The following is a 26,669-nucleotide window of genomic DNA, read 5'->3' as shown; positions in this document are numbered from 1 at the left end:
GGGCGGGGCAGGAAAAGGGCAGGTCAGCCGGGGTGGGCGGCCGACACTGCGGGGCGGGGTGGGGATGGGGGGGGTGGGGGTGGGGGTGGACCCCCGGGGGAAAGCCCAGTCACTGGCTAGCCCGCGGCCGCCTCCCTGTCCGTCCCCGGTGGGAACAGGCGGAGGCGGTGGGCCAGGGCGGCTGCCTCGCCGCGGCCGGTGACGCCGAGCTTGGCGAGGATGTTGGAGACGTGGACGCTCGCGGTCTTCGGGGAGATGAAGAGTTCCTCGGCGATCTGGCGGTTGCTGCGGCCCGCGGCGACGCGGCGGAGGACGTCCCGTTCCCGGCTGGTCAGGCCGAGGGCCTCGGCGGGGTCGACGGGGGCGAGGGGCGGGCGCGTGGCCTCGCGGGGGTCCAGGGGCAGGCGGGCGCGCCGGGCCAGTTCGGTGACGGCTTCGGTGAGGGGGCGGGCGGCCAGCCGCTCGGCGACCTCGCGGGCCTGCCGCAGCAGCTCGGCGGCGCGCTCGCGGTCGGCGTCGGCGTGCTCCCCCGTGGCGGCGGTGGAGGCGGCGAGGAGGGACTCGGCGAGGCGGTGGCGGGCGCGGGCCAGGTCGTAGGGGCGGTCGAGGGGTTCGAGGGCGGTGACGGCGGCCGACCAGTCGGCGGGGGTGTCGCGGCCCTCGGCGCGCAGGAGTTCGGCGCGTACCCAGGTCTCGTGGGCGGCCCAGACGGGCACGGGTGAGGGGAGTTTCCCGGCGGCCTTGCGGATGCGGTCGATGGCGTCGGCGCGGCCGGGTTCGGCGGCGGGCAGGCCGAGCGAGTCGGCCTCGCTGCCGGCGGCGGCGAGCAGCAGGGGCCAGGTGTAGCGCTGGGTGCCGGGCGGGAAGCCGATCGTCAGGGCCTCGTCGAGCACGGCGCGGGCGGCGGCGACTCCGGCGGCGCGGTCGGTGTCGCCGGCCGCTATGCGGATGGCGAGGGTCGTCATGGGCAGGGTGTGCTGCGGCATGAGGTCATGGGTGCCGAACAGACCGCGGGCTGTGGCCAGTTGGGCCGCGGCTTCGGTGACGTCGCCGCGGCCGAGGGCGATGGTGGCGAGCTGGACGGCCGCGTTGCCGCGCGGTTTGACGCTGAGGGAGCCGCGGCGGCCCGCCTCGGCGGCTGCGACGGCCTCGTCCCAGCGGGCCAGGGAGATCAGCGTTTCCGCCTTGTTGACCTGGACCCAGCTCTCGGTGTCCGTGAGGCCGTACTTCCGGCAGAGTGCGAGCCCTTGGTCGCCGATCTCCAGGGATTCGTGGGAGCGGCCCGCGCCTTCGAGGACGGAGGGCAGGTTGACGTGGATGTGCGGGAGCCGGGAGACCAGGTTGGGCGGCGCCAGGCAGCGCTCTCTGACCGCGTACATCTCCGCGAGGCCCTGGTCGACGTCGCCCGCGTCGACGAGGAGGCCGCCGAGGATGAGCCGTGCGGTGAGTTCGGTCTCCTCGGCCTTGACCATCCGGGCGTATTCGACGGCGCGTTGGGCCGCGGCCAGGGTCTTCTCGCCGGGGCTGTGCAGCATGCCCCAGGAGGCGACGTTGGTGAGCACTTCGGCGTGCACCTCGGACGGCGGGAGGCCGCGCACGAGTTCCTGGGCGGTGGCGATCTCCGCCCAGCCGTCGCCGCGGGCCAGTGTCTGGGTGAGCCTGGAGCGCTGGATCCAGAACCAGGCGGCGCGGAGGGGGTCCCCCCTGCTCGAACCGTGTTGAGAGCTTGAGGGAGGGTCCTGTTCGTCCTCCAGGAGGCGCAGGGCGCGCTTGGTAATCTTCAGGGCGCGTTCGCGTTCCCCGCAGAGGCGCCCGGCGACGGAGGCCTCCGCCATGAGGTCGAGATAGCGCAGGGGGGTGGTGGCGGGGTCGCAGCCGCAGGGCGGGTAGACCTCGGCGTAGTCGACGGGGCGCAGGGCGGCGCGGATGTCCTCGGGGGCGTCGTCCCACAGCTCCATCGCCCGTTCCAGGAGCCGGAGTTGTTCGGAGTACGCATAGCGGCGGCGGGCCTCGACGGAGGCCCGCAGGACGGCGGGGAGCGCCTTCGCCGCGTCGTGCGCGTGGTACCAGTAGCTGGCCAGGCGGGTGGCCCGCTGGTCGGCGGCGACGAGGGAGGGGTCGGCCTCCAGGACGGTCGCGAAGCGGCGGTTGATCCGGGAGCGTTCGCCGGGCAGCAGGTCGTCGCCGACGGCCTCGCGGACCAGGGAGTGCCGGAAGCGGTAGCCGTCGCCGTCGGGCGACGGGAGCAGGATGTTGGCGCCGACGGCGGCGCGCAGCGCCTCGATCAGGTCGTCCTCGGCGAGCCCGGCGACCGCGGCGAGCAGCGGGTACTCGACGGTCGAGCCGCCCTCGGCGACGATCCGTGCCACCCGTTGGGTCTCCTCGGGCAGTTCTTCGACGCGTACGAGGAGGAGGTCGCGCAGTGAGTCGCTGAGGCTCGCGCAGCTGCTGCCGTGCGAGGCGACGGCGAGTTCCTCGACGAAGAAGGCGTTGCCGTCCGAGCGGTCGAAGATGTCGTCGACGAGTTTCTGGGTGGGTTCGGCGTCGAGGATGCCGGCCATCTGGCGGGCGACCTCGGCCCTGCTGAAGCGGGCGAGTTCGACGCGGCGCACGGTCCGCAGCCGGTCCAGTTCGGCGAGGAGGGGGCGCAGGGGGTGGCGGCGGTGTATGTCGTCGGCGCGGTAGGTGGCGACGATGACGAGGTTGCCGCCGCGCAGGTTGCGGAAGAGGTAGGCGAGGAGGTGGCGGGTCGAGGCGTCGGCCCAGTGCAGGTCCTCCAGGGCGACGACGACCGGGCGGTCGGCGGCGAGCCGCTCCAGGAGGCGGGCGGTCAGCTCGAAGAGCCGGGCCATGCCTTCTTCGTCGTGGTGGGCGTCGGTGCCGCGGCGGCGCTGCGGGGCCTCGCCCAGTTCGGGCAGGAGGCGGGCCAGTTCGCCTTCCTGGTCGGCTACCGCGGCGTCCATCTCGTCGGGGAGCTGGCGGCGCAGTGCGCGCAGGGCGCTGGAGAAGGGGGCGAACGGCAGTCCGTCGGCGCCGATCTCGACGCAGCCGCCGAGCGCGACGACGGCGCCTTCGGCGCGTGCCGCCGCGGTGAACTCCTCGACGAGGCGCGTCTTGCCGACGCCCGCCTCGCCGCCGAGCAGCAATGCCTGCGGCTCGCCCGTGCCGGGGGTGCTTCCCTTGGCACGGGCGAGTGCGTCGTTCAGTACGCCCAGTTCGTCGGAGCGGCCGACGAAGACGGGGCTTACGGACCTGGTCTCCACAGGCGTGAGCATCGCACAGGGTGTGCGCCTGATGGCAGCGGATATCGCTCTGCCCTGGGCAGATGGCGTCGTGCCCGGAGCGTTGGGCATCACGCGGCCCGCGTGAAGCGGCTGCGGCGGGGAGTGCTGATCACCCGCCCCTCGGTTTCTTCGCGCGCCGATCGGCGGGTGGTGCGGGAGGCGCGGGCCTCGCGCAGGAGGCGGCGGTGGTCGGCCTCGCGGGTGAGGTCGGCGGCGTGCAGCTGGTGCATCTCGTACTCGAACATGTGAGGCTCCCCTGGTCTGACCTGAGTTCGGTCTTCGGCTTCGCTTTCTGCGATGCCTTGACTCTCGTCTGCCAGGGGGGTGCGGCACATCGGGAAGGTGCCGCATGTTGCGGGGGTGGGGGGCCTTAGACGCCGGAGAGGCCCGATGATCGGGCCTCTCCGGCGTCTAAGGCCCCCGCTGATGCGCCGGCTAACTCGCGGACGGCAGGCCCAGCAGCAGGTCCGAGTACTTGGCGATGGCCAGGAGCAGGCCGATGACGCCCAGGGCGACGCCTGCCCAGGCCACCGACTTGATCCACGGTGCCTGTTCCTTGGCGGGGGCGCCGAAGGCGGGCCGGACGAGGACCAGGAAGCCGACGAGCAGCGCGGCGAGCGCGAAGGCGCCGGCGACCAGGGCCGTGATCTTCCATGAGTCGCCGTACAGGGCCTGGATCTGGTTGGCGACGCTGGCCGACTGCGAGGTCTCCAGCTGTCCGACGATGTTCGAACGCGCCGCGGCGACCGTGCCGACCCAGCCGCCGGAGAGGCCGATCACGCCGAGCGCGGCGGAGACCACGGCTGCGGCGCCCTGGCCGACACCACTGGACGCCTTCACGTCAGAGGCGTCCTCAGACTCAGACTCAGACTCAGCCTCAGACCCAGAAGCAGCCTCAGCCTCGACCTCAGCGGCGTCCTCAGGCTCAGCCTCAGCCTCGGCCTTCTCGACCTTCTCGGCAGCCTCCGCAGCCTCAACCTCCGCGGCCTCAGCCGCCTCCGCACCGTTCTCGTCAACTGTCTTCGTTCCCATGCCCCGCACCGTACGGACGGAGTCTGAGAGCTTGCTTAACGAACGCTGTGACCTGTGTCTGCCGCGCCCTCGGCCTCTCGCGCCGCGCGCCATTCCGGTGCCAGGACCGACCAGACCTCCATGTCGTGCCGTACGCCCTGCCAGGGGAAGCACTCCCGCAGTACGCCGTCCTTCGTCAGGCCGAGGCGCTTGGCCACCGCGATGCTGGGGGCGTTCTCGGTGGAGACCAGCCACTCGACGCGGTGCATGCCGCGCTCGAACACGGCCCAGTCGACGAGGACCCGCGCCGCCCTGGAGACCAGACCGCGGCCGGTCGCGGAGGGTTCGAGCCAGACGCCGACCTCACAGGACTCCGTGGCCGTGTCGAAGATCCGGAAGAGGACTCCGCCGACGAGCGTGCCCTCGAGCCAGATGCCGTAGAGGCGGCCGGTGTCGGCGGCCTGCTTGTCCGCGTACGCCTGGAGCCGCTCGCGGGCCGATTCCAGGTCGGTCACCAGTGCGGTCAGTGGTACCCAGGGGCCCGCGTACTCGCGTGCCCGCTCGATGTGCGTGAGGAACTCTTCCGCCTGCCACGGCTCGATGGGCCGCAGTTCAGCGCCCTCGCCCAGCGATATCGCGAACATCCTGCTCCTTCAATCCGTCCGAATCGACGCGGACGTCGGCGTCGGCGTCGACGACGTGGAGGTCGACGACGGAGACCGCGGAACCGTCTCGCGTGCCCCGTTCCAGAGGGATCTTCGCACTCGTGGCGGCGGTATTCGAACGACATTCCGGCGGCTCGATGCTGATGCGCGGCAGCCAGCGGTCGAGGCTGCGCGGCAGCCACCAGTTGGCGCCGCCGAGCATGTGCATCAGGGCGGGCACCAGGAGCGTACGGAGCACGAACGCGTCGAGGGCGACGGCCGCGGCGAGGCCGATGCCGAACATCGCGATGACCCGGTCGCCGCTGAGGACGAAGGCCAGGAACACCGAGATCATGATGACGGCCGCCGAGTTGATCACCCGGCTCGTCTCGGCGAGGCCGACCCGGACGGCCCGCCGGTTGTCGCCGGTCTCCAGCCACTCCTCGTACATCCGGCTGACCAGGAAGACCTGGTAGTCCATGGAGAGCCCGAAGAGGACGGACACCATGATCACGGGAAGGAAGGGCTCGATCGGGCCCGCCGACCCGAGGCCGAGCAGTTCGCTCCCCCAGCCCCACTGGAAGATCGCGACGACGATCCCGAAGGCGGAGGCCACGGCCGCGACGTTCATCGCGGCGGCCTTCAGCGGGATGCCGATCGAGCGGAAGGCGAGCAGGAGCAGCACACAGCCCAGGCCGATCACCACGCCCACGAAGAGCGGCAGCTTGCCGACGATGACCTCGGCGAAGTCGTCGTAACTGGCGGTGACGCCGCCGACGTGCAGGTCGAGCGTGGTGCCGTACTCGGTGTCCGGGAGCACGTCGTCGCGGAGCCGGTCGACGAGTTCGCTGGTCCGCTCGGACTGCGGGGAGGAATCCGGTACGACGGTGAGGAAGGCGGACTTGCCGTCGGCGTCATAGGTGACGGGGCTGACGGAGGCGACGCCCTGGGTCGACTCGAGGGTGGACCCCAGGTCCTCCAGGGCGACCCGGTCCTCGGCCGTGTCCACCCCGGTGACCAGGGTCAGCGGGCCGTTCACGCCGGGTCCGAAGCCGTCGGCGAGCAGGTCGTAGGCCTGGCGTGTGGTGGTCGACGCCGGGTTGTTGCCCTGGTCGGAGGTGCCCAGGTGCAGGGAGAGCGTGGGCAGCGCGAGCACCGCCATCACGGCGACGGCGACGACGCCGAGGAGCTTGGGGTGCCGCTCCACGAAGGCGGACCAGCGGGCGGCGATCCCGGTCGGCAGCTCGGGGGCGGGCCCGTGCTCGGCGAGCCGGCGGCGTTCGCGGCGGCTGAGCGCGCGCGGCCCTATCCACGCGAGGAGGGCGGGCAGCAGGGTCACGGAGGCGGCGACGGTGAGGATCACCGTCAGTGAGGCCGCGATCGCGACGCCGTTGAGGAAGCTGAGCCGCAGGATGAGCATCCCGAGCAGCGCGATGCAGACGGTGGCGCCCGCGAAGACGACGGCGCGCCCGGTGGTGGCCACGGCCCGTTCGGCGGCGACGGCCACCGGCAGGCCCTGTTTGAGGCCCTTGCGGTGTCTGGTCACGATGAACAGGGCGTAGTCGATGCCGACGCCGAGCCCGATCAGGGTGCCCAGCATCGGTGCGAAGTCCGCGACGGTCATGAAGTGGCCGAGCAGCACGATGCCCGCGTACGCGGTGCCGACCGAGACCAGGGCGGTCGCGATGGGCAGGATCGACGCGGCGAGCGAGCCGAAGGCGAGGAAGAGGACCACGGCGGCGACGGCGACGCCGACGATCTCGGCGGTCTGTGCGCTCTTGGACTCGGTGAGGCCGACGGCGGTGCCGCCGAGCTCGACCTGGAGGCGGTCCGACTCGGCGGCCTTCGCGGTGTCGACCAGGGCCTGGGCGTCCGCCTTGGCGATGTCGTCGGCCTGCTCGTGGAAGGTGACGGTGGCGTACGCGATGCGGCCGTCGGCGCTGATCCTGGCGTCGCCCCCCTTGTCGTAGGGACCGGCCACGGAGGCCACGCCGGGCAGCTCGGAGATCTGGTCGAGGGCGTCGGTCATCGTCTGTTCGACGTCGGCCGCGCGCACGGTCGTGCCCGCGGCGGTCTTCCAGACGACGGTGTCGCTGTCGCCGCCGAGGCCGCCGAAGCCCTGGTCGAGGAGCTGGGTGGCGCGGCCCGACTCGGTGCCCGGCACCTCGTAGTCGTTCGAGTACGCGGATCCGGCGACGGCCGCGGCGCTCGCGGCGCCGCCGAGCGTGACGAGCCACAGCAGTACTGCGAGGAGGCGGTGCCTGACACACCACCGAGCGAGTGCTGCCACTGACTGGCTCCCTGGGATGGTTCGTGGATCTTTATCGGGAACAGCCGTGAATGAACTGATCAGCCCGCAAAGAACGCATGGGTGCCGACTTCGGCACCGCAGCCACTCTGACAGTCCCGGGAGATCCTTTGCCCCTTTCGTGGCAATGGTCACAGGGAAGCAAAGAGCGTGCGGAAGTCATATGAACACTCCCGCACGCTCCCGTGCGCCCCGGCGTCACACCGTTGGGCCCGTGTGTCAGCCGGAGACGCTCGCGCGCCCGTTCTCGATGTGCCCCATCAGCCTGCGCCGGAATGCGGGCTCGCCCGCGGCCGTCACCTCGACGTCGTACCAGCCGTGCTCGGCGCCCGTCGGCCAGGCGACGGTGCGGCTGCTGCCCGCCTTCACCCGGACGGTCCGCGTCCGCGACCGGGCGTCCGCCTCGTCGACGTATCCGAGCGGCTTGACCGTGAAGACCAGCCCCTCGTGTCCGCGATTGGCCAGCGTGAGGTGGATCTCGCGGCGGGTGATCGCGGAGCTGAGCCGCGCGCCGCCGTCCTTGGAGCCGGTGAATTCGCGCCGGAAGCCGCCCGGCCCGGTGATCGTGAAGTCGTACGCGTCCTTGGCGACGGGCACGCTCCAGGAGCCTTCGCGTACGACGTCCTGGTGGCGCGGGGCCGGGAACTCACCGGCGTACGGGTAGAGCGCGAAGTGCGCGCTGGAGCTGCCGCCGTTGCGCAGGCGCACCGTGAGGCTGCCGTCCTTGGCCGGCTTCACGTCGGCGTCCGGCTGGTAGGGCAGCGGGCGGGCGGGGCGGCTGCCCGGCTCCTGGACCGGCATGGACTGCTTCAGGGGCGGCTGCGGGGCCCAGCGCCCGCTGAACCCGGGGATGGCGCCGGGCTGGTCGACGTCGGGCTGCTTGTGGCCGCGCCGGAAGTCGAAGGCGCCGGTGAGGTCGCCGGTGACCTTGCGGCGCCAGGCGCTGATGTTGGGCTCCTTCACGCCGGTCCACTTCTCCAGGAAGCGCACCACGGAGGTGTGGTCGAAGACCTCGGAGCAGACGTAGCCGCCCACGGTCCACGGCGAGACGACGAGCATCGGAACCCGCACGCCGAGCCCGGTCGGCTTGCCGTCCCAGCGCTCCTCCTGCTCCTCTGCCGAGTCCCCGCCGGGCACGGGCGGCGGGACGTGGTCGAAGAAGCCGTCGTTCTCGTCGTAGTTGATGAAGACGGCGGTGCGGCGCCACACCTCGGGGTGCGAGGCGAGGGCGTCGAGGACCTTGTAGACGATGGTCGCGCTGTGGATCGGCGAGGAGACGCTGGGGTGCTCGGAGTCGAGCGCCGACGGCACGAGATAGCTGACCTTCGCGAGCTTCCCGCCCGCGACGTCGTTGGCGAACTCCTCGGCGAGCTTGCCGGTGGGCACCCGCCGCAGGCCCCGCTCGAAGAGCGACTTCTCCGCCTTGGTGAGGGTCGCGACGCCCTCCTCCAACTGCGCGAGCAGCTTCTCCCGCTCGGCCTCGTCCTTGGCGTCGCGGACCTTGGCGTAGAAGGCCTCCATGAAGGTGAGGCCGGTCTTGGCGAGGACCTTCTTGGCGATCGCCTTGAAGGTGGTGAAGAACTCGATCTGGTTGTCGGTGAAGTTCTCCCACTCCGTGTACGTCTGCCAGCTCACGCCCGCCTTCTCCAGGCGCTCCGCGTACGTACCCCAGTCGTAGCCGGGGTGCTTGCCCTCGTCGTACGCGTCGTTCTCGACGGCACGGGTGCCGTCCGCCTCGAAGCCGGTCTTGCCGCTCCACAGGTGGTTGCGGTTGGGGCTGGTGGAGGTGTGGATGGAGGAGTGGTAGGCGTCGCAGACGGTGAAGGTGTCGGCGAGTTCGTAGTGCAGCGGGATGTCCTCGCGCGTGTAGTACGCCATGCAGGCCGCCGTCTTGGCGGTGATCCAGCCGTCCGTCCAGCCCTCGTGCCAGGCCTTGGCGCCGCCGCTCCAGGAGTGGTCGAGGGCACCGATGTACTGCAGGTCCTTCTTCTGCGCCGCGGCGGCTTCCCTGACGGGGAAGGGCAGGATGGTGCGCAGCACGCCCGGCTGCTCGAACACCGGCTTCCCGCCGGGGAGCCGGATGGCGTTGCGGTCACCGAAGCCGCGTACGCCGCGCAGGGTCCCGAAGTAGTGGTCGAAGGACCTGTTCTCCTGCATCAGGATGACGACGTGCTCGATCGAGTCGAGCCCACCGCCGCCCTGGGGTCGCTCCTGCGCCAGTGCCTGCTGCAGCGAGGGCGGCAGGAACGATCCGACGGCGGCGGCGCCGAGTGCGCCACCGCCGACCGCCATCAGCCGCCTGCGCGATATCTCCGGGGACACGTACGACCTCCAGTCGACGCCAATGGTTCTCCGCTGATCCATTGGGTTGCTCGGCTGGGACGGTAGTGAGGAACGATGTCGCTGTGAAGACCTGGGGCCGAAGTGGACGTGAACGTCCGAGAGTTGTCGCCGGGCCCAGACGCGACAGGGGCGACGCACCCTGCGGTGCGTCGCCCCTGTTGTTCGCGTCCGGGAGGGTCAGCCCTCCACGCCCAGCTTCTCCAGGATCAGTTCCTTGACGCGGGCGGCGTCGGCCTGGCCGCGGGTGGCCTTCATGACCGCGCCGACCAGCGCGCCGACCGCCTGGACCTTGCCGCCGCGGATCTTGTCCGCGATCGCCGCGTTCCCGGCGATGGCCTCCTCGACGGCAGTCGTCAGCGCGCCCTCGTCGGATACGACCTTCAGGCCGCGCTTCTCGACGACCTCGTCCGGCGTGCCCTCGCCCGCGAGGACGCCCTCGAAGACCTGGCGGGCCAGCTTGTCGTTGAGGTCGCCCTTGGCGACGAGCTCGGCGACCCTGGCGACCTGCGCGGGCGTGACCGGCAGCTCCTCCAGGCTCTTGCCCGACTCGTTGGCATTGCGGGCCAGTTCGCCCATCCACCACTTGCGCGCGGCGGCCGAATCGGCACCCGCCTCGATCGTGGCGACGATCGGGTCGACCGCACCGGCGTTGAGGATCGACTGCATGTCGTGCTCGCTGACGCCCCACTCCTCGCGGAGGCGGTTGCGGCGCACGCGCGGCATCTCGGGGAGACCGGCGCGCAGCTCCTCGACCCAGGCGCGGGCCGGGGCCACGGGGACCAGGTCGGGCTCCGGGAAGTACCGGTAGTCCTCCGCGTTGTCCTTGATGCGGCCGGACGTCGTGGAGCCGTCGTCCTCGTGGAAGTGCCGGGTCTCCTGCACGATCGTGCCGCCGCCGTTCAGGACGGCCGCGTGGCGCTGGATCTCGAAGCGCGCCGCGCGCTCCACGGAACGGAGCGAGTTGACGTTCTTCGTCTCCGAACGCGTACCGAACTCCTCGCGCCCGTGCGGGCGCAGGGAGAGGTTCACGTCGCAGCGCATCTGGCCCTTGTCCATCCGGGCCTCGGACACGTCGAGCGCCTTGATGACCTCGCGCAGCTCCGCGACGTACGCCTTGGCGACCTCGGGGGCCCGCTCGCCCGCGCCCTCGATCGGCTTGGTGACGATCTCGATGAGCGGGATGCCGGCGCGGTTGTAGTCCAGGAGGGAGTGCGATGCGCCGTGGATACGGCCCGTCGCGCCGCCCACGTGGGTGGACTTGCCGGTGTCCTCCTCCATGTGGGCGCGCTCGATCTCCACGCGGAAGATCTCGCCGTCCTCCAGCTGGACGTCCAGATAGCCGTTGAAGGCGATCGGCTCGTCGTACTGGGAGGTCTGGAAGTTCTTCGGCATGTCCGGATAGAAGTAGTTCTTCCGGGCGAAGCGGCACCACTCGGCGATCTCGCAGTTCAGCGCGAGGCCGATCTTGATGGCCGACTCGACGCCGATCTCGTTGACGACCGGCAGGGCGCCGGGCAGGCCGAGACAGGTCGGGCAGGTCTGCGAGTTGGCGTCCTGCTTGAGCTCGGTGGAGCAGCCGCAGAACATCTTGGTCTTGGTGCCGAGCTCGACATGGACCTCAAGGCCCATGACGGGGTCGTACGTCGCGAGAGCGTCCTCGTACGACACCAGGTCAGTCGTGGTGGTCACGGTGAAACTTTCCCTCTCAGCCCAGCAGGACGTCGTCGTCGCCCAGGCGCTTGAGCTCCCGGTAGAGGATCGCCAGGCCGGTAACGATGGCGGCGGCGGACACGGCGGCGTCGACGAGACGCAGGGTGTCGTTGTCGTTGCGGGCCAGCTTCGCCTGCTTCGCGACGCTGATCGCGCCGAAGGCGGTGCTGGCCAGCGAGACATAGACGCCGGTCTTGGACTTCTTGAAGTTCTTGGCCTTCTTTGCCATGGCACTCACAGCGACGGAGCCTCCTCAAGCAGCGGGTGGCCCCACTTTTCCACGAAGGCGGCCTCGACGGCGGCGCCCACCTTGTACAGGCGGTCGTCCTTCATGGTGGGGGCGATGATCTGCAGGCCGACGGGCAGGCCGTCCTCCGGGGCGAGACCGCAGGGCAGCGACATGGCCGCGTTGCCCGCCATGTTCGACGGGATGGTGCACACGTCCGCGAGGTACATCGCCATCGGGTCGTCGGCGCGCTCGCCGATCGGGAAGGCGGTGGTGGGCGTCGCGGGCGACACGATGACGTCGACCTGCTCGAAGGCCTTCTCGAAGTCCTTCGTGATCAGCGTGCGGACCTTCTGGGCGCTTCCGTAGTACGCGTCGTAGTAGCCGGAGCTCAGGGCGTACGTGCCCAGGATGATGCGGCGCTTGACCTCGTCGCCGAATCCGGCCTCGCGGGTCAGCGCGGTGACGTCCTCGGCGGACTTCGTGCCGTCGTCGCCGACGCGCAGGCCGTAGCGCATGGCGTCGAAGCGGGCCAGGTTGGACGAGCACTCGCTCGGCGCGATCAGGTAGTACGCGGAGAGCGCCAGGTCGAAGGACGGGCAGTCCAGCTCGATGATCTCGGCGCCGAGCTCCTTGAGCAGCTCGACCGACTCGTCGAACCGCTGGACGACACCGGCCTGGTAGCCCTCGCCGCGGAACTGCTTGACGACGCCGACGCGCATGCCCTGTACGGAGCCGTTGCGCGCGGCCTCGACGACCGCGGGGACCGGGGCGTCGATGGACGTGGAGTCGAGCGGGTCGTGCCCGGCGATGGCCTCGTGCAGCAGCGCGGCGTCCAGGACCGTGCGGGCGCAGGGGCCGCCCTGGTCGAGGGAGGACGAGAACGCGACCATGCCGTAGCGGGAGACGCCGCCGTAGGTGGGCTTGACGCCGACGGTGCCGGTGACGGCGGCGGGCTGGCGGATGGAGCCGCCGGTGTCCGTGCCAATGGCGAGGGGGGCCTCGTAGGCGGCGAGGGCGGCGCTGGAGCCGCCGCCCGATCCGCCGGGGATGCGGGTGAGGTCCCAGGGGTTGCCGGTGGGCCCGTACGCGCTGTTCTCCGTCGACGACCCCATGGCGAACTCGTCCATGTTGGTCTTGCCGAGGATGACGACGTCGGCGGCCTTGAGGTTCTTCACCAGGGTCGCGTCGTAGGGCGGGATCCAGCCCTCGAGGATCTTGGAACCGACGGTGGTCGGGATCCCCTGGGTCGTGAAGATGTCCTTGAGCGCGAGCGGTACGCCGGCCAGCGGGCCGAGCTTCTCGCCCTTGGCGCGCTTCTCGTCGACGGCGCGGGCCTGCGCGAGGGCACCCTCACGGTCGACGTGCAGGAAGGCGTGCACCTTCTCGTCGACGGCCTCGATGCGGGCCAGGTGGGCCTCGGTGACCTCGACGGCGGTGAGGCTGCCGTCGGCGATCTTCGCGGCGATCTCTGCCGCGGTGAGCTTGATGATGTTGCTGTCCGTCATGATCTTTTAGTCCTCCCCCAGGATCTGCGGCACCTTGAAACGCTGCTGCTCCTGGGCCGGGGCTCCGGAGAGCGCCTGCTCGGGGGTGAGCGACGGACGGACCTCGTCCGCGCGCATGACGTTCGTCAGCGGCAGCGGGTGCGAGGTCGGCGGTACGTCTTGGTCGGCGACCTCGGAGACGCGGGCGACCGCGCCGATGATGTCGTCGAGCTGTCCGGCGAAGTGGTCGAGCTCCTCGGCCTTCAGCTCCAGACGTGCAAGGCGGGCGAGGTGGGCGACCTCCTCGCGCGTGATGCCAGGCATGCGGCGATCCTCAGGGGTGAGTGTGTGGTTTGTGGCCCCAATCCTATGGGGCCGCACGGGGTGCCCCGAAACGGATTCCCCGCCGGGGGCGGGACGGCGCCTGGCGGGGGCTCGGGGTGCGGCCTGGGGGAGCCCCGCGAGGGTCTGGGCGGGGCCCGGTGCTGAGGGCTCGGGACGCCGATCGCCGCTACTTCGCGATGTCCGCGCCGGTCTCCGCGGCCGTTTCTGCCGCTGCCGCCGCTTCCTCCGCGGCGACGTCCACGGGGCGGCGCCAGCCTCGGGACTCGCGGGCGCGCAGCCAGGCCGTGGTCTCGTCGGCCGGCATGGCGGCGGCGACCAGCCAGCCCTGTACCGCGTCGCAGCCGAGGTCCCGCAGCCGCTCCCAGGTCTCGTCGTCCTCCACGCCCTCGGCGACGACGAGCAGGCCGAGGGAGTGCGCGAGGTCGACGGTGCAGCGGACGATCTCCGCGTCCTCGGTGTCGACGGCGAGGCGGGCGACGAAGGAGCGGTCGATCTTCAGCTCGCTGACGGGGAGGCGGCGCAGGTGCACCAGCGAGGAGTACCCGGTGCCGAAGTCGTCCAGGGACATCTTCACGCCGTGGCCGGTCAGCCCCGCCAGGGTGTCGGCGGCCCGCTGCGGGTCCTCCAGGAGCACATGCTCCGTTATCTCCAGTTGCAGCGCGCCCGCCGGTACGCCGTGCCGGGCCAGGCGGGCGGCGACCGCGCCGGCGAAGCCGGGTGTGTGGACGTCGCGCGGCGAGACGTTGACGGCGACCGGGACCTTCAGGCCCTGCGCCTGCCACTTCGCGACCTGGCCGAGGGCGGTCTCCAGGACGTACTCCGTCAGGTGCGGCATGAGGCCGGAGGACTCGGCGATGGCGATGAACTCGTCCGGCGGCACCTTGCCGCGCTCCGGGTGCACCCAGCGCACCAGCGCCTCCAGGCCCGCGACCTTCCCGTCGAAGCGGACCTTCGGCTGGTAGTGCAGCTCGACGTCGCCCGCGTCCAGCGCGCGCCGCAGATCGCCCAAGAGGCCGAGGCGGTCGGGGGTGTTGGAGTCCCGCTTCGACTCGTACACCTCCACGCCCGTGCGGTCCCGCTTGGCCTGGTACATCGCGACATCCGCCCGGCGCAGCAGCCCCTCCGCGTCCAGCGCGTGGTCGGGGAAGACGGCGAGCCCGGCGCTGGCCTCCAGGACCAGCGTCAGTCCGTCCAGGTCGAGCGGCGAGCCGAGCGCGGCGACCAGGTTGCGGGCCACTCGGGTGGCGGACGTCGTGGAGTCGGCGACCGGGAGCAGCACGGCGAACTCGTCGCCGCCGAGCCGCGCGGCCTCCGCGCCCCGCGGCAGCGCGAGCCGGAGCCGGTCGGCGATCTGCAGGAGCAGCCGGTCGCCCGCGAGATGCCCGAGGGTGTCGTTGACCGAACGGAAACGGTCCATGTCGATCAGCATCAGGGCGGACCGCGCCCCGATCCGCTCGGCGTCGTCCAGGGCCGTCCAGGTCCGCTCCAGGAGCCACTGCCGGTTGGGCAGTCCGGTGAGCGGGTCGCGCAGCTGCTCCTCGGCCCTGGCCCGGGCGATCCACAGCGTCGAGTCGAGCGCGACGAGGGGAATCGCGAAGAGCGGGAGCAGCAGCGGCGTCGACGCGGCGACCACACAGATCAGCGGCGCGATGCCGAGCAGCGCCACGCCGACCAGGCCCTGGCGGACCAGGGCGGTGCGGGTGACCGTGGGCAGCGCGCCGGTGCGCGGCGCATGGACGTACCAGAGCAGGACCCGCGTGACCGCGAGGTAGGCGATCGCGGCGAGCGCCACCTCGGGGGCGGAGTAGATGTCCCAGGTCTCGGGGAGCCAGGGCGACTCCGCCGTCGGCACCGTGCCGAACGCGGCCATGGCGAGGGCGCCCGCGCCGATGCCGAGGATGTCGACGGCGCCGTGCAGGATGCCCTGGCGCCAGCGGTGGCGGCGGGCGATGCCGACCAGGACGACGACGGTGAGGCTGACCATTCCGGCGGGCACCCAGCCGTACAGGAGCAGCACGGCGACGGTGAGCGCGCCGCCCGATCCGGTGCCGCCCCACCAGCGGTCGCGGCCGAGCGCGACGAGGTGGCCGACGATGAAGCCCGTGAGGACGGCGAGGGACCAGCCGACGGTGCCGGACGGGAACAGCGCGTGGTGTCCGGTGAAGGCGTGGAAGAAGCCGGCGCCGAGAACCACGGCTGCCGTCGCCACCACGGCGACCGGAAGGACCGGCCAGGGGTCGCGCCCGTCCGCCGGATGGTCGGCGCCGTGCTCGTCGGTGCCCCGCCACGCCTGCGACCGCCATCCGGAACGGCCGCCCTGACCGGAGCTCTGGCCCGCCGCGTCCCAGCCGCCGTCGCCGGCGTTCGCCCGCCCCGCGGTGCCCAGTTCCTGATTGGTGCATCCGGCGACCGTGCTCCACGCCCGCTCGCGGCGCTCAACTGCGGTGCCCGGCACGGCGGCGGGGCCGCTCTCCACCACGCGCGCCGCCCGGCGTCTGCGGAGCCACGCGCCCGCCCCGCGCCGCAGGCGCGCGCGCAGCCGGGAGTCCGGGGCGGCGCTCTCGGTCGGTTCCATTCCCGTCCCTCTCACAGCCGGCGGTGCACACGCCACGCGGACTTGGTCCAGCGGACAGCCGCGTCTGGGTGTCACGGCAGGCGCACACCTCAACAGTAGGCCGCAGAAGGCTTCCACGGGCAGCGGTCCACAACGGTTGCCCGAATGCGACCCGGCCACCCGTATGCATCTGGTATGCGCTGAACGGGTGGCCTTCAACCGCTACTCCTCGGTCGGAAGCGCGACTTCCTTCGCCGCGTCCGGCCCCTGTGCCAGCAGGACGGCGAAGCCTTCCTCGTTGAGAACCGGAACCTTCAGCTGCATGGCCTTGTCGTACTTCGATCCAGGGTTGTCCCCCACAACAACGAAAGCCGTCTTCTTGGAAACGGAACCGGTCACCTTCGCGCCGAGGCTCTGCAGCGCATCTTTTGCGCCATCCCGCGTGTGGTTCTCCAGTGTTCCGGTGACGACGACCGTGAGGCCTTCGAGCGGACGCGGCCCCTCGTCCTCTCCCCCGCCCTCTTCCTCCATACGGACCCCGGCAGCCCGCCACTTGCGCAGGATCTCCCGGTGCCACTCCTCCTCGAACCACTGCTTCAGGGAGGCCGCGATGGTCGGCCCGACGCCCTCGACGGCGGCCAGCTCCTCCTCCGTGGCCTGCTCGATCCGGTCGATCGACCGGAACTCGCGGGCCAGCGCCTCGGCCGCGACCGGTCCGACGTGGCGGATGGAGAGGCCCGTGATGATGCGGGCGAGGGGGCGCTCCTTGGCCGCCGCGATGTTCTCCAGCATCGAGACCGCGTTCTTCTTCGCCTCGCCCTGCTGGTTGGCGAAGACCGTGGCGATCTTCTCCTCGCCGGTCTTCGGGTCGCGCTTGGGCAGACCGCTGTCCTGGTCCAGTACGTACGCCTTGATGGGCAGGAGCCGTTCGATGGTGAGGTCGAAGATGTCGCCCTCGTCGAGGATCGGCGGCTCGGAGGGTTCGAGCGGCTTGGTGAGCGCGGCCGCCGCGACGTATCCGAAGTTCTCGATGTCCAGGCACTTGCGGCCCGCGAGGTAGAAGAGACGTTCACGCAACTGGGCCGGGCACGACTGGGCGTTGGGGCAGCGGAGGTCGATGTCGCCCTCCTTCATCGGCCGCAGCGCCGTCCCGCACTCGGGGCACTCGGCGGGCATCACGAACTCCCGCTCGGTGCCGTCGCGCAGGTCGGCGACCGGTCCGAGGATCTCCGGGATGACGTCGCCCGCCTTGCGCAGGACGACCGTGTCCCCGATGAAGACGCCCTTCTTCTTCACCACGTCCTGGTTGTGCAGTGTCGCGAACTCGACCTCGGATCCGGCCACGGTGACCGGCTCCACCTGCGCGTACGGGGTGACGCGGCCGGTGCGGCCGACGCCCACGCGGATGTTGACCAGCTTGGTGTTGACCTCCTCCGGGGCGTACTTCCAGGCGATCGCCCAGCGCGGGGCTCGGGAGGTCGAGCCGAGGCGGCCCTGGAGCGGGATCTCGTCGAGCTTCACGACGACGCCGTCGATCTCGTGCTCCACGGCGGAGTGGCGGTTCTCGCCGAAGTACGTGATGAACTCCCGTACGCCGTCGAGCCCTTGGACCACCTTGTTGTGCTGGGCGGTGGGCAGGCCCCAGTCGTGGAGCAGCTGATAGGCGTGGCTCAGGCAGTCGATGTCGAAGCCCTCGCGGGCGCCGATGCCGTGCACCACCATGTGCAGCGGGCGCGTGGCGGTGACTCTGGGGTCCTTCTGGCGCAGGGAACCCGCCGCCGCGTTGCGCGGGTTGGCGAAGGGCTTGTCGCCCGCCTCGACCAGGCGGGCGTTCAGCTCCTCGAACTTCTCCATGGGGAAGAAGACCTCGCCGCGGATCTCGACGAGGGCCGGGATGTCGTCGCCCTTCAGGCGGTCGGGGATGTCCGCGATCGTGCGGACGTTCGGCGTGATGTCCTCGCCGGTCCGGCCGTCGCCGCGGGTCGCCGCGCGGGTGAGCTTCCCGTCCTCGTACGTCAGGTTCACGGCGAGGCCGTCGACCTTCAGTTCGCACAGGAAGTGGTACTCGCTCGTGCCGACGTCCTTGGCGACGCGCTCGGCCCAGGCGGCGAGTTCCTCGTCGTCGAAGGCGTTGTCGAGGGAGAGCATGCGCTCGCGGTGCTCGACGGAGGTGAAGTCCGTCTCGTACGCCCCGGCGACCTTCTGGGTGGGCGAATCGGGCGTACGCAGCTCGGTGTACTGCTCCTCCAGGGCCTCGAGCGAGCGAAGGAGCTTGTCGAACTCGGCGTCGCTGACGACCGGTTGGTCGTTCACGTAGTACCGGAAGCGGTGCTCCTCGATCTGTTCGGCCAGCTGGGCATGCTGATCCCGTGCCTCGGCGGGCACAGAGCCTTGCTGTTCGACAGCCACCGTTTCGTCCTCCCGTTACGTCATACCCAATTACTCAGGGTTGTCCGCGAGTGATCTCGCCGCCCTGGCGCAGTGGGCGAGCACCGAGCGTGCGTACGCGGGAGACGCCCCCGCGAGACCGCACGACGGAGTGACCACGACCGACTCCGCGAGAGATCCCGGATTCAGCCCCAGCCTGCGCCACAGCGTCCTGACACCCATGACGCTACCGGCAGGGTCTGACAATCGGCCGTCCACGCCCGCCACGACACCGGCGAAGAGCTTCGTGCCGCCCTCGACGGCCTCGCCGATCGCCTCGTCGTCACGCTCGGTGAGGAGCGAGAAGTCGAACGAGATGGCGTCGGCGCCGGCCCGGCGCAGCAGCGCGAACGGCACGTCGGGCGCGCAGGAGTGCACGACCGTGGGCCCGTCATGGACGCCGACGACGTCCCGCAGGGTGCTCTCCACGAGCTGCCGGTCCACGGCCCGGTGGGTGCGGTACTCGCTGGCGGTCTTGATCTGCCCGCGCAGCACGGCGATCAGCGAGGGCTCGTCGAGCTGGAGCACGATCGTGGCGCCGGGGATCCGGCGGCGTACGTCCGCGAGATGGGCGCTCAGCCCCTCCGCGAGCGATCCGGCCAGGTCACGGCAGGCGCCGGGGTCGGAGAGGGCGGCCTCGCCGTTCTTCAGCTCCAGGGCCGCGGCAAGCGTCCACGGTCCGACGGCCTGCACCTTGAGCGGCCCCTCGTACCCCTGGGTGAACTCCTCCAGGGCGTCGAGGTCCTCGCCGAGCCAGGCCTTGGCCCGCCGGGTGTCGCGGCCCGGCCGGTCGCCGATCCGCCAGCCGCTGGGCTCCACGCGCGCGTAGAGGTCGACGAGCAGCCCGGCGGTCCGGCCGATCATGTCGGCGCCGGGTCCGCGGGCGGGCAGCTCCGCGAGGTACGGGAAGTCCTCGAAGCTGCCGGTGACGGTCTTCGCGGCCTCGCGGGCGTCGCCGCCGGGCATGGACCCGACGCCGGTGGCGGGGCCGAAGCTGGGCTCGCTCACCGTCCGGGCCGCACCGTCAGGTCGTTGACCTCCGCGTCGCGCGGCAGGTCCAGGGCCATCACGACCGTCGTGGCCACCGACTCCGGGTCGATGAAGCGGGCGGGGTCGTACTCCTTGCCCTCCTGCTGGTGCACCTTGGCCTGCATGGCGCTCGCGGTGCGGCCCGGGTAGACGGAGGTGACCCGGACGCCGTTGCCGTGCTCCTCGGCGCGCAGGGAGTCGGCGAGCGCCTTGAGGCCGTGCTTGGAGGCGGCGTACGCGGACCAGTCGGCGTGCGCGTTCAGGCCCGCGCCCGAGTTGACGAAGACCACGTGGCCCTGGGTGACGCGGAGCTGCGGCAGGAAGTGCCGGGTCAGCTCGGCGGGGGCGATGAGGTTGACGTTGAGCTGGTGGTGCCAGGACTTGGGGGTGAGATCACCGACCCGGCCGAGGTCGACGACGCCCGCGATGTGCAGCAGGGAGTCCACCCGGTCGGGCAGGGACTGGTGGCCGAACGCCCAGGAGAGCCGGTCCGGGTCGGAGAGGTCGCCCACGAGCGTGCTCGACCCGGGGAACTGGGCCGCGAGTTCCTTCGCCCGTGCCGCGTCGCGTGCGTGCAGGACCAGTTCGTCGCCGCGTGCGTGCAGCCGGCGGGCGACGGCCGCGCCGATGCCGGAGCCGGCCCCGGTGATCACATGTGTTGCCATGCGTCCATCGTCGCACCCCGGCAGCGGCGGCTCAGCGCGTGCCCACGGACTCCTCCAGGTAGGCGAGGGCGCCGACCGGCTCCTCGGCGAAGAAGACCAGATCGGTCAGCGGGACGGGCAGGAAGCCCTCGTCCTCCATGCGGCGGAACTGCTCCCTCAAGCCGTCGTAGAAACCGGCCGAGTTGAGCAGCACGACCGGCTTGTCCGTCCTTCCGTGCTTCTTCAGCTCCAGGATCTCGGTCGCCTCGTCGAGCGTGCCCGTGCCGCCGACCATGATCACGACGGCGTCGGCCTTCTCCAGGAGCAGTGCCTTGCGCTCGGCGAGGTCACGCGCGATGACCATCTCGTCGGGCGCGGAGACGGCCCTGGCCTTGGCGGCGAGGAAGTCCACGGAGACGCCGGTGAGCCGGCCGCCGGCCTCCTGCACGCCGTCGGCGACGACCTTCATCAGGCCGCTCTCGGAACCGCCCCACACCAGGGTGTGTCCTGCCTTGCCGAGCAGCTCGGCGAAGTCGCGGGCGGGCTGGGTGTAGCGCTCGGGGAGATCGGCCGCGGAGAGGAAGACACAGATATTCATGCGCCCACCGTACGGTCCGCCTCCGACAATGGGAGCACCCACGAAGAAGGGCGTGACCATGACCGCAGGACACAAGATCACCGTCGAGCAGGGCGCCGATCACGTACGGGTGGTGCGTGACGGCCAGGTCGTCGCGGACAGCCGACGGCCCCTGCTGCTGCGCGAGACGGGCTACCCGGTGCGCTACTACCTCCCTCCGGAGGACGTACGCACGGATCTGCTGACCCCTTCGCAGACCACGACGTACTGCCCGTTCAAGGGCACGGCCTCCTACTGGTCGCTGCCCGGCGCGCGGGACACGGTCTGGGCCTATCCGGAGCCGAAGGACGCGGTGGCGCAGATCAAGGGCCACTTCTGCTTCTACGAGACGGAGGTCGTCGACGCGTAGGCCGTCGGGAGGGAGGCCGTCGCGGCGCAGGGCTCACTGCGCGGCGGCGAACGTCCTGCGGTAGGCGACCGGCGAGACGCCGAGGACGGAACGCATGTGCTGGCGCAGGGAGTTGCCGGTGCCGAACCCCGACCGGTGGGCCACCACGTCCACCGGCAGGTCGCTGGACTCCAGGAGCTGCCGGGCCAGTTCGATGCGCTGGGCGGTCAGCCAGCGGCCGGGCGGCATGCCGGTCTCCTCCTGGAAGCGGCGCGTGAAGGTCCGCAGGCTCATGCGCGCGTGCGCGGCCAACTCCCCCAGGGGAAGCGGTTCCTGGAGCCTTTCGAGCGCCCACGCGCGCGTGGCGGCCGTCGTGGCGAGCGTGGGCTCCGGGACGGGCCGTTCGATGTACTGCGCCTGCCCGCCGTCGCGCCAGGGCGGTACGACGCAGACGCGGGCGACGTGGTTGGCGACGGCCGCGCCGTGGTCGCGGCGCACGAGGTGCAGGCAGAGGTCGATGCCGGCCGCTACGCCCGCCGCGGTCAGCACGTCGCCGTCGTCCACGAAGAGCACGTCCGCGTCGACCTTGATCCTGGGGAAGGACCGCTGGAAGTCCTCGGCGACGTGCCAGTGCGTCGTCGCGGGGCGCCCGTCGAGGAGGCCGACGGCGGCTAGGACGTACGAGGCGTTGCAGAACGAGACGATGCGGGTGCCGGGCCGGATCCGCGCCAGGGCGGCCGTGACCGGTCCGGGCAGCTCGTGGCCCGGCATCCCCGTGTCGAACTCGCAGGTGGGCGTGATCACCACGGTGTCCGCCCGCTCCAGTGCCTCCGGGCCGTGCTCGGCCGCCACCGTGAACCCGGAGTCCGTGCGCACCGGTCGCCCGTCCACCGTGCAGACCTCGACGTCGTAGAGCCGCCTGCCGTGCTCGTCCTCCGCCGTGCCGAACACCCGGGACGGGATGCCCAGCTCGAAGGCGTACGCACCGTCGAGGGCGAGGACGGCCACCCGATGCGCCCCATGTGCCCCATGTGCACCACTGCTGGTCATGGCCGAATCCTGTCACATCATGGCCAAACTGCCAGCACTGCGCTTGCCCGTCCCGGCGCACTCTGGGTCCTCGAACCGCTCCGAAAGAGGAAAGCCATGAAGATGCGTGCCGTCAGCCCCCGCTCCTGGGGCGCCCCCGAGAACCTGGTCCCCGTGGAGGTGGACCGCCCCGAGCCCGGCCTCACCGAGATCCTGGTCCGCGTGCACGCCGCGGGCGTCAACCCGGTCGACTGGAAGACCCGCGCGGAGGGCGCCTTCGGCACCTGGGGGGAGACCCCGATCCTGGGGTACGACGTGTCGGGCGTCGTCGAGGAGGTGGGCCCCGGAGTGACCCTCTACCGGCCCGGCGACGAGGTGTTCGGCATGCCCCGCTTCCCCGAGCAGGCGGGCGGCTACGCCGAGTACGTCGCGGCACCCGCACGCCGCTTCGCCCCCAAGCCGGCCGGCGTCGACCACATCCAGGCGGCGGCCCTGCCGCTTGCGGCGCTCACCGCCTGGCAGGGCCTGATCGAGACGGCCGGGCTGCGCTCCGGACAGCGGGTCCTGATCCACGCGGCGGCCGGCGGCGTCGGCCACCTCGCCGTGCAGATCGCCAAGGCGCACGGTGCGTACGTCATCGGAACCGCACGCGAGGACAAGCACGACTTCCTGCGGGGCATCGGCGCCGACGAAGTCGTCGACTACGCGCGCGTGGACTTCACCGAGGCGGTCAGCGACGTGGACATCGTCCTGGACGGGGTGGGCGGCGCGTACGGCAACCGGTCCCTGGAGGTCCTGCGTCGCGGCGGCCACCTGGTCACGCTGCCCGACCCCGGCGGCCTCCCGGACCCCGCCCGCGCCGCGGAGCTCGGCGTGCATGCCGGGTGGACCGTCGTCGAGCCGGACCGCGCGGGGCTCCTGGAGATCGCCCGCCTGGTCGAGGAGGGCAGGCTGCGCGCCGAGATCGACACGGTGCTGCCCCTGGAGGACGCCGCGAAGGCCCACGCGTACGGCGAACGGGGCCGCACCCAGGGCAAGATCGTGCTCCGCGTCAGCTGACCTTCTCGCCCGCCGCGGGAAGCCGCGCCCCGGCGCCGGACGAACGCCGGACGAGCGCCGGGGCAGCCTGCCCTGCGTCACCGCGAGCACGGCGGCTCCCACCGGCGGACGCGGCGGCATCGGCCGGTTTCGCCGCCCAGGCGCGCTTCAACCGGTGGTTCAAGCGCGTGTACGGCATCACTCCGGCGATGCACCGGCGCGCCGACCCGCTGTCCGCCGCCCGGTCCGGAGGCGGGCCTCGACCGTCGCCCGGTCCGGGGTCAGGCCGCGGCCGTCGCCCGCTCCGGGGTCAGGCCGCGGCCGTCGCCCGATCCGTCGTCGCGATCGTCGCCGAGCCCACCACGCGCGTGCCGTCGTAGAGCACGACCGCCTGGCCGGGGGCCACGCCGCGTACGGGCTCGTCGAAGGAGACGCGCAGGGTGCCGTCGACGAGTTCGGCGGTGACCGGGGTCTCGTCGCCGTGCGCCCGCAGCTGCGCCGTGTACGTGCCGGGGCCCGTGGGGGCCGCGCCGCACCAGCGGGGCTTGATCGCCGTCAGGGACGAGACGTCCAGGGCGTCGACCGGGCCGACCGTCACCGTGTTGTTCACCGGGGAGATGTCCAGGACGTAGCGCGGCTTGCCGTCGGGGGCAGGGGTGCCGATCCGCAGGCCCTTGCGCTGGCCGATGGTGTAGCCGTAAGCGCCCTCGTGCGTGCCCAGCTTGTTGCCTTCGGTGTCCACGATGTCGCCCTCGGCCTTGCCGAGGCGGTCCGCGAGGAAGCCCTGGGTGTCGCCGTCCGCGATGAAGCAGATGTCGTGGCTGTCGGGCTTCTTCGCGACGGCGAGGCCGCGCTCCTCGGCCTCCGCGCGGATCTCCTCCTTGGTGGTGACCGTGTCACCGAGGGGGAACATCGCGTGGGCGAGCTGGCGGTCGTCCAGGACCCCGAGGACGTACGACTGGTCCTTGGCCATGTCCGAGGCGCGGTGCAGCTCGCGGGTGCCGTCCTCGTTGACGATCACCTTCGCGTAGTGGCCCGTGACGACCGCGTCGAAGCCGAGGGCGAGCGCCTTGTCCAGGAGCGCCGCGAACTTGATCTTCTCGTTGCAGCGCAGGCACGGGTTGGGGGTGCGCCCCGCCTCGTACTCGGCGATGAAGTCGTCGACCACGTCCTCGCGGAACCGCTCGGCGAGGTCCCAGACGTAGAACGGGATCCCGATGACGTCGGCGGCGCGGCGGGCGTCGCGGGAGTCCTCGATGGTGCAACAGCCCCGCGCGCCCGTGCGGAACGACTGCGGGTTCGCCGAGAGCGCCAGGTGCACTCCGGTCACGTCGTGCCCGGCTTCGGCGGCGCGGGCGGCGGCGACGGCGGAGTCCACGCCGCCGGACATGGCGGCGAGTACGCGGAGGGGGCGGGGGCGCTGCGGGGTCTGGGTCTCAGTCATAGCTCTAACAGGGTACGGGCCATCGGGAACCAGCTGCCCGTGAGTAAGCGTTGACGATCACATGGGGGAAGAACAGGACACGTCCCTGGGGGCGGAACGGGAAGCGGCGGCGGAGCCGAAGCGGCGGCGCCGGGGCGTCAACCGGCGCACGCTCCTGATCGGCGGCGGCGCCGCGGCCGTCGGCGCGGGCGTCCTGGCCAAGGAGGAGCTGGGCCGGTTGTGGTGGCGGCTGCCCGGCGTGGTCAAGAAGCGCAAGGAGGGCGAGGTCGACGCCAAGGGCGCGCAGTGGATCGCCGCGTCCGACTACAACTGGCGGCGCGCGGACCGGCCGGACGACTACGGAATCGACATGGTCGTCATCCATGTCGTCCAGGGTGGCTACGCGACGGCGCTGAGGGTCTTCAAGGACCCCGCCCACGGCGCGGCCGCGCACTACGTGATCCGCAAGGACGGGCACGTGGCGCAGATGATCCGCGAGCTGGACGTGGCGTTCCACGCGGGCAACAGGGGCTACAACGAACGGAGCGTCGGCATCGAGCACGAGGGCTTCGTCGACAAGAAGTCCTCGTTCACGGACGCGATGTACGAGTCGTCGGCGCGGCTCACGGCCGGCATCTGCGAGCGGTACGACATCCCGGTGGACCGGGAGCACATCATCGGCCACGTGGAGGTGCCCGGCACGGACCACACCGACCCCGGCCCGCACTGGGACTGGGACCGGTACATACGGCTCGTCCGCGAGGCCCGCGCCGCCCTCGACAGGGACAAGGACAAGGACAAGGCCTAGCGCAGGTGCACCGGCAGCGACTCCACGCCGTACACGATGGACAGCTTGCGGAACGCCAGATCGTCGGGGGCCACCGCGATGCGCATCTCGGGGAAGCGCCTGACCAGGGCCGGATAGGCGGCGCGCAGCTCCATGCGGGCCAGCTCGGCACCGATGCAGCGGTGGATTCCGTAGCCGAAGGCCAGATGCCCCGAGGCCTTGCGGTTCGGGTCGAAGCCGCCGCCGTCGGCGGTGTAGGAGGCGTCGCGGTTGCCGCCGCTGAGGGAGCACAGGACGAGGTCGCCCTTGGGGATGCGCACCCCGGCTATCTCGATGTCCTCGCGGGCGAAGCGCGGGAAGGCCACCTGTACGACGGTGAGGTAGCGCAGCGCCTCCTCCACGAAGGGGGCGGCCGCGGCGTCGTCCTCGCGCAGCCGGGCGGCGGCCTCGGGGTGCTGCAGCAGGAGCAGCGAGCCGAGCGCCAGCATGCTCGCGGTGGTCTCGAAGCCGCCGGTCAGGACGCCGTCGGCGAGACCGGCGAGCTCCTCGTCGCTGACCGTGTCGCCGTGCTCCTTCACGATCATGCCGAGGAGCCCGTCCCCCGGATTCTCGCGCTGCTTCTTGACGACGTCCCTGAAGTACGACAGAGAGGCCGATATGGCGCCGAACGGCGCGGTCGCCCCGGCGAAGAGGTCGAAGCGCTCCATGGCCAGCTGCTGGAAGTCGTGCCGGTCCTCGTACGGCACGCCGAGCAGCTCGCAGATGGTGAGCGAGGGGATCGGCAGCGCGAAGGACTGCACGAGGTCGACGGGCCCTTCGGAGGCGGCCATCGCGTCGAGCCGCTCCTCGACGATGGCGTCGATCCGCGGCGTCAGACGGCGCAGCCTGCGCATGGTGAACTCGGGCGTGAGGATGCGCCGCAGATGCGTGTGGACCGGCGGATCGGCGAAGCCGAGTCCGCCGGGGTTCTGCTCCTCGGAGACGCCCGCGTTGCCCGCGAGGTTCGTGAAGTCGTTGCTGAACCCGTCGGTCTCGCCGAGCACGGCCTTGACCTCTTCGTAGCCCGTGACCACCCAGGCGTCCATGCCGAACGGCAGCGGCACCTGGTAGACCGGCTGCTCCGCCTGCTTGGCGGTGAGCCGGGCCACGGGGTCGAGGCCGTCGCGCCGCATCGGCGCGAGCAGCGGCTCGGGCAGCCGCGCGATGGTCGACGAGCTGATCCCGTATTTCTGGATCCGGGAGAGATACATACGACCGAGCCGCGCGGCGATGCGAGAGCGGAGGTTCGCCTTCAATGTGAACTCCATCAGGGGGGACGTCGTGCAGCCCCGAACGCGCGGAGCGGACTCGCGAGCGGCAAGCATAGATCGGTGGAATGTGTACGTCGTAGCCAGCTCCGACATCAGGCCACTGTC

The 26,669-nt window shown here is 71.5% G+C and carries 21 protein-coding genes; 3 read left to right on the top strand and 18 right to left on the bottom strand.

From position 1 onward, the window contains the following. Positions 1 to 116 precede the first annotated feature (116 nt). The 15 genes from ACIBKX_RS28795 to ACIBKX_RS28725 form a co-directional block, all read right to left on the bottom strand. On the bottom strand, positions 117 to 3,275 hold the full coding sequence (locus ACIBKX_RS28795) for an AAA family ATPase (protein WP_363277379.1): 3,159 nt from the start codon (positions 3,273 to 3,275) through the stop codon (positions 117 to 119). Positions 3,276 to 3,352: 77 nt separating this feature from the next. Then, positions 3,353 to 3,529, bottom strand: coding sequence for a hypothetical protein (locus ACIBKX_RS28790; RefSeq protein ID WP_363277378.1), 177 nt, complete (start codon positions 3,527 to 3,529; stop codon positions 3,353 to 3,355). 190 nt (positions 3,530 to 3,719) lie between these two features. Beyond that, entirely contained in the window at positions 3,720 to 4,124 is a 405-nt protein-coding gene (locus tag ACIBKX_RS28785; RefSeq protein WP_363277286.1) for a hypothetical protein, read from the bottom strand. A gap of 227 nt (positions 4,125 to 4,351) precedes the next feature. Beyond that, positions 4,352 to 4,939, bottom strand: coding sequence for a GNAT family protein (locus ACIBKX_RS28780; RefSeq protein ID WP_363277285.1), 588 nt, complete (start codon positions 4,937 to 4,939; stop codon positions 4,352 to 4,354). Next, positions 4,908 to 7,229 (bottom strand): MMPL family transporter, encoded by a 2,322-nt coding sequence (locus tag ACIBKX_RS28775; protein WP_363277284.1) that lies wholly within the window; start codon positions 7,227 to 7,229, stop codon positions 4,908 to 4,910. Before ACIBKX_RS28775 ends, ACIBKX_RS28780 begins: the two co-directional genes overlap by 32 nt. A gap of 237 nt (positions 7,230 to 7,466) precedes the next feature. After that, positions 7,467 to 9,569: a phosphocholine-specific phospholipase C gene (locus tag ACIBKX_RS28770; protein ID WP_363277283.1), complete on the bottom strand. Its 2,103-nt coding sequence runs from the start codon at positions 9,567 to 9,569 to the stop codon at positions 7,467 to 7,469. Between the two features lie 198 nt (positions 9,570 to 9,767). Further along, positions 9,768 to 11,279 (bottom strand): Asp-tRNA(Asn)/Glu-tRNA(Gln) amidotransferase subunit GatB, encoded by a 1,512-nt coding sequence (gene gatB, locus ACIBKX_RS28765; RefSeq protein WP_363277282.1) that lies wholly within the window; start codon positions 11,277 to 11,279, stop codon positions 9,768 to 9,770. Positions 11,280 to 11,295: 16 nt separating this feature from the next. Next, positions 11,296 to 11,529 (bottom strand): hypothetical protein, encoded by a 234-nt coding sequence (locus ACIBKX_RS28760; protein ID WP_363277293.1) that lies wholly within the window; start codon positions 11,527 to 11,529, stop codon positions 11,296 to 11,298. A gap of 5 nt (positions 11,530 to 11,534) precedes the next feature. Then, positions 11,535 to 13,034, bottom strand: coding sequence for an Asp-tRNA(Asn)/Glu-tRNA(Gln) amidotransferase subunit GatA (gatA, locus tag ACIBKX_RS28755; RefSeq protein WP_363277281.1), 1,500 nt, complete (start codon positions 13,032 to 13,034; stop codon positions 11,535 to 11,537). A gap of 6 nt (positions 13,035 to 13,040) precedes the next feature. Beyond that, complete coding sequence (gatC, locus tag ACIBKX_RS28750) at positions 13,041 to 13,337, bottom strand: Asp-tRNA(Asn)/Glu-tRNA(Gln) amidotransferase subunit GatC (RefSeq protein WP_010984178.1); 297 nt, start codon at positions 13,335 to 13,337, stop codon at positions 13,041 to 13,043. A 187-nt stretch (positions 13,338 to 13,524) separates the two neighbouring features. Then, positions 13,525 to 15,933, bottom strand: a complete 2,409-nt coding sequence (locus tag ACIBKX_RS28745; RefSeq protein WP_363277280.1) for a bifunctional diguanylate cyclase/phosphodiesterase — start codon at positions 15,931 to 15,933, stop codon at positions 13,525 to 13,527. 201 nt (positions 15,934 to 16,134) lie between these two features. Further along, positions 16,135 to 18,321: an NAD-dependent DNA ligase LigA gene (gene ligA / locus ACIBKX_RS28740; protein WP_363277279.1), complete on the bottom strand. Its 2,187-nt coding sequence runs from the start codon at positions 18,319 to 18,321 to the stop codon at positions 16,135 to 16,137. A gap of 30 nt (positions 18,322 to 18,351) precedes the next feature. Then, on the bottom strand, positions 18,352 to 19,347 hold the full coding sequence (locus ACIBKX_RS28735) for a methionine synthase (protein ID WP_363277278.1): 996 nt from the start codon (positions 19,345 to 19,347) through the stop codon (positions 18,352 to 18,354). After that, entirely contained in the window at positions 19,344 to 20,033 is a 690-nt protein-coding gene (locus ACIBKX_RS28730; protein ID WP_363277277.1) for an SDR family oxidoreductase, read from the bottom strand. The genes ACIBKX_RS28735 and ACIBKX_RS28730 overlap by 4 nt, the downstream gene beginning before the upstream one ends. 31 nt (positions 20,034 to 20,064) lie before the next feature. Next, positions 20,065 to 20,610 carry a TIGR00730 family Rossman fold protein gene (locus tag ACIBKX_RS28725; RefSeq protein ID WP_363277276.1) on the bottom strand — a complete coding sequence of 182 codons (546 nt, stop codon included), beginning with the start codon at positions 20,608 to 20,610 and terminating at the stop codon, positions 20,065 to 20,067. Between the two features lie 58 nt (positions 20,611 to 20,668). Here ACIBKX_RS28725 and ACIBKX_RS28720 point away from each other — a divergent pair, with 58 nt between their 5' ends. Continuing rightward, positions 20,669 to 20,998 (top strand): DUF427 domain-containing protein, encoded by a 330-nt coding sequence (locus tag ACIBKX_RS28720; protein WP_363277275.1) that lies wholly within the window; start codon positions 20,669 to 20,671, stop codon positions 20,996 to 20,998. A 33-nt stretch (positions 20,999 to 21,031) separates the two neighbouring features. Here the strand turns inward: ACIBKX_RS28720 and ACIBKX_RS28715 are convergent, their stop codons facing one another. Continuing rightward, the gene (locus ACIBKX_RS28715; protein ID WP_363277274.1) at positions 21,032 to 22,027 is read right to left on the bottom strand and encodes a helix-turn-helix domain-containing protein; all 996 of its coding nucleotides are present in this window, start codon (positions 22,025 to 22,027) and stop codon (positions 21,032 to 21,034) included. Positions 22,028 to 22,129: 102 nt separating this feature from the next. Between ACIBKX_RS28715 and ACIBKX_RS28710 the strand changes: the two genes are divergently transcribed. Further along, the gene (locus ACIBKX_RS28710; RefSeq protein ID WP_363277292.1) at positions 22,130 to 23,065 is read left to right on the top strand and encodes an NADP-dependent oxidoreductase; all 936 of its coding nucleotides are present in this window, start codon (positions 22,130 to 22,132) and stop codon (positions 23,063 to 23,065) included. A gap of 289 nt (positions 23,066 to 23,354) precedes the next feature. Here ACIBKX_RS28710 and mnmA read toward each other — a convergent pair whose 3' ends face one another. After that, a complete protein-coding gene (gene mnmA, locus ACIBKX_RS28705) occupies positions 23,355 to 24,488 on the bottom strand; it encodes a tRNA 2-thiouridine(34) synthase MnmA (protein ID WP_363277273.1) in 1,134 nt (377 codons plus the stop codon). 61 nt (positions 24,489 to 24,549) lie between these two features. Between mnmA and ACIBKX_RS28700 the strand changes: the two genes are divergently transcribed. Beyond that, complete coding sequence (locus tag ACIBKX_RS28700; protein WP_363277272.1) at positions 24,550 to 25,275, top strand: N-acetylmuramoyl-L-alanine amidase; 726 nt, start codon at positions 24,550 to 24,552, stop codon at positions 25,273 to 25,275. Here ACIBKX_RS28700 and ACIBKX_RS28695 read toward each other — a convergent pair. Then, positions 25,272 to 26,504, bottom strand: a complete 1,233-nt coding sequence (locus ACIBKX_RS28695; RefSeq protein WP_363277291.1) for a cytochrome P450 — start codon at positions 26,502 to 26,504, stop codon at positions 25,272 to 25,274. The genes ACIBKX_RS28700 and ACIBKX_RS28695 overlap by 4 nt on opposite strands. Positions 26,505 to 26,669: the final 165 nt, after the last annotated feature.

Origin of the sequence: Streptomyces sp. NPDC050658 (assembly GCF_044457025.1) — a bacterium.
GTDB lineage: Bacteria > Actinomycetota > Actinomycetes > Streptomycetales > Streptomycetaceae > Streptomyces.
This window is presented reverse-complemented; position numbering and strand designations above follow the sequence as displayed.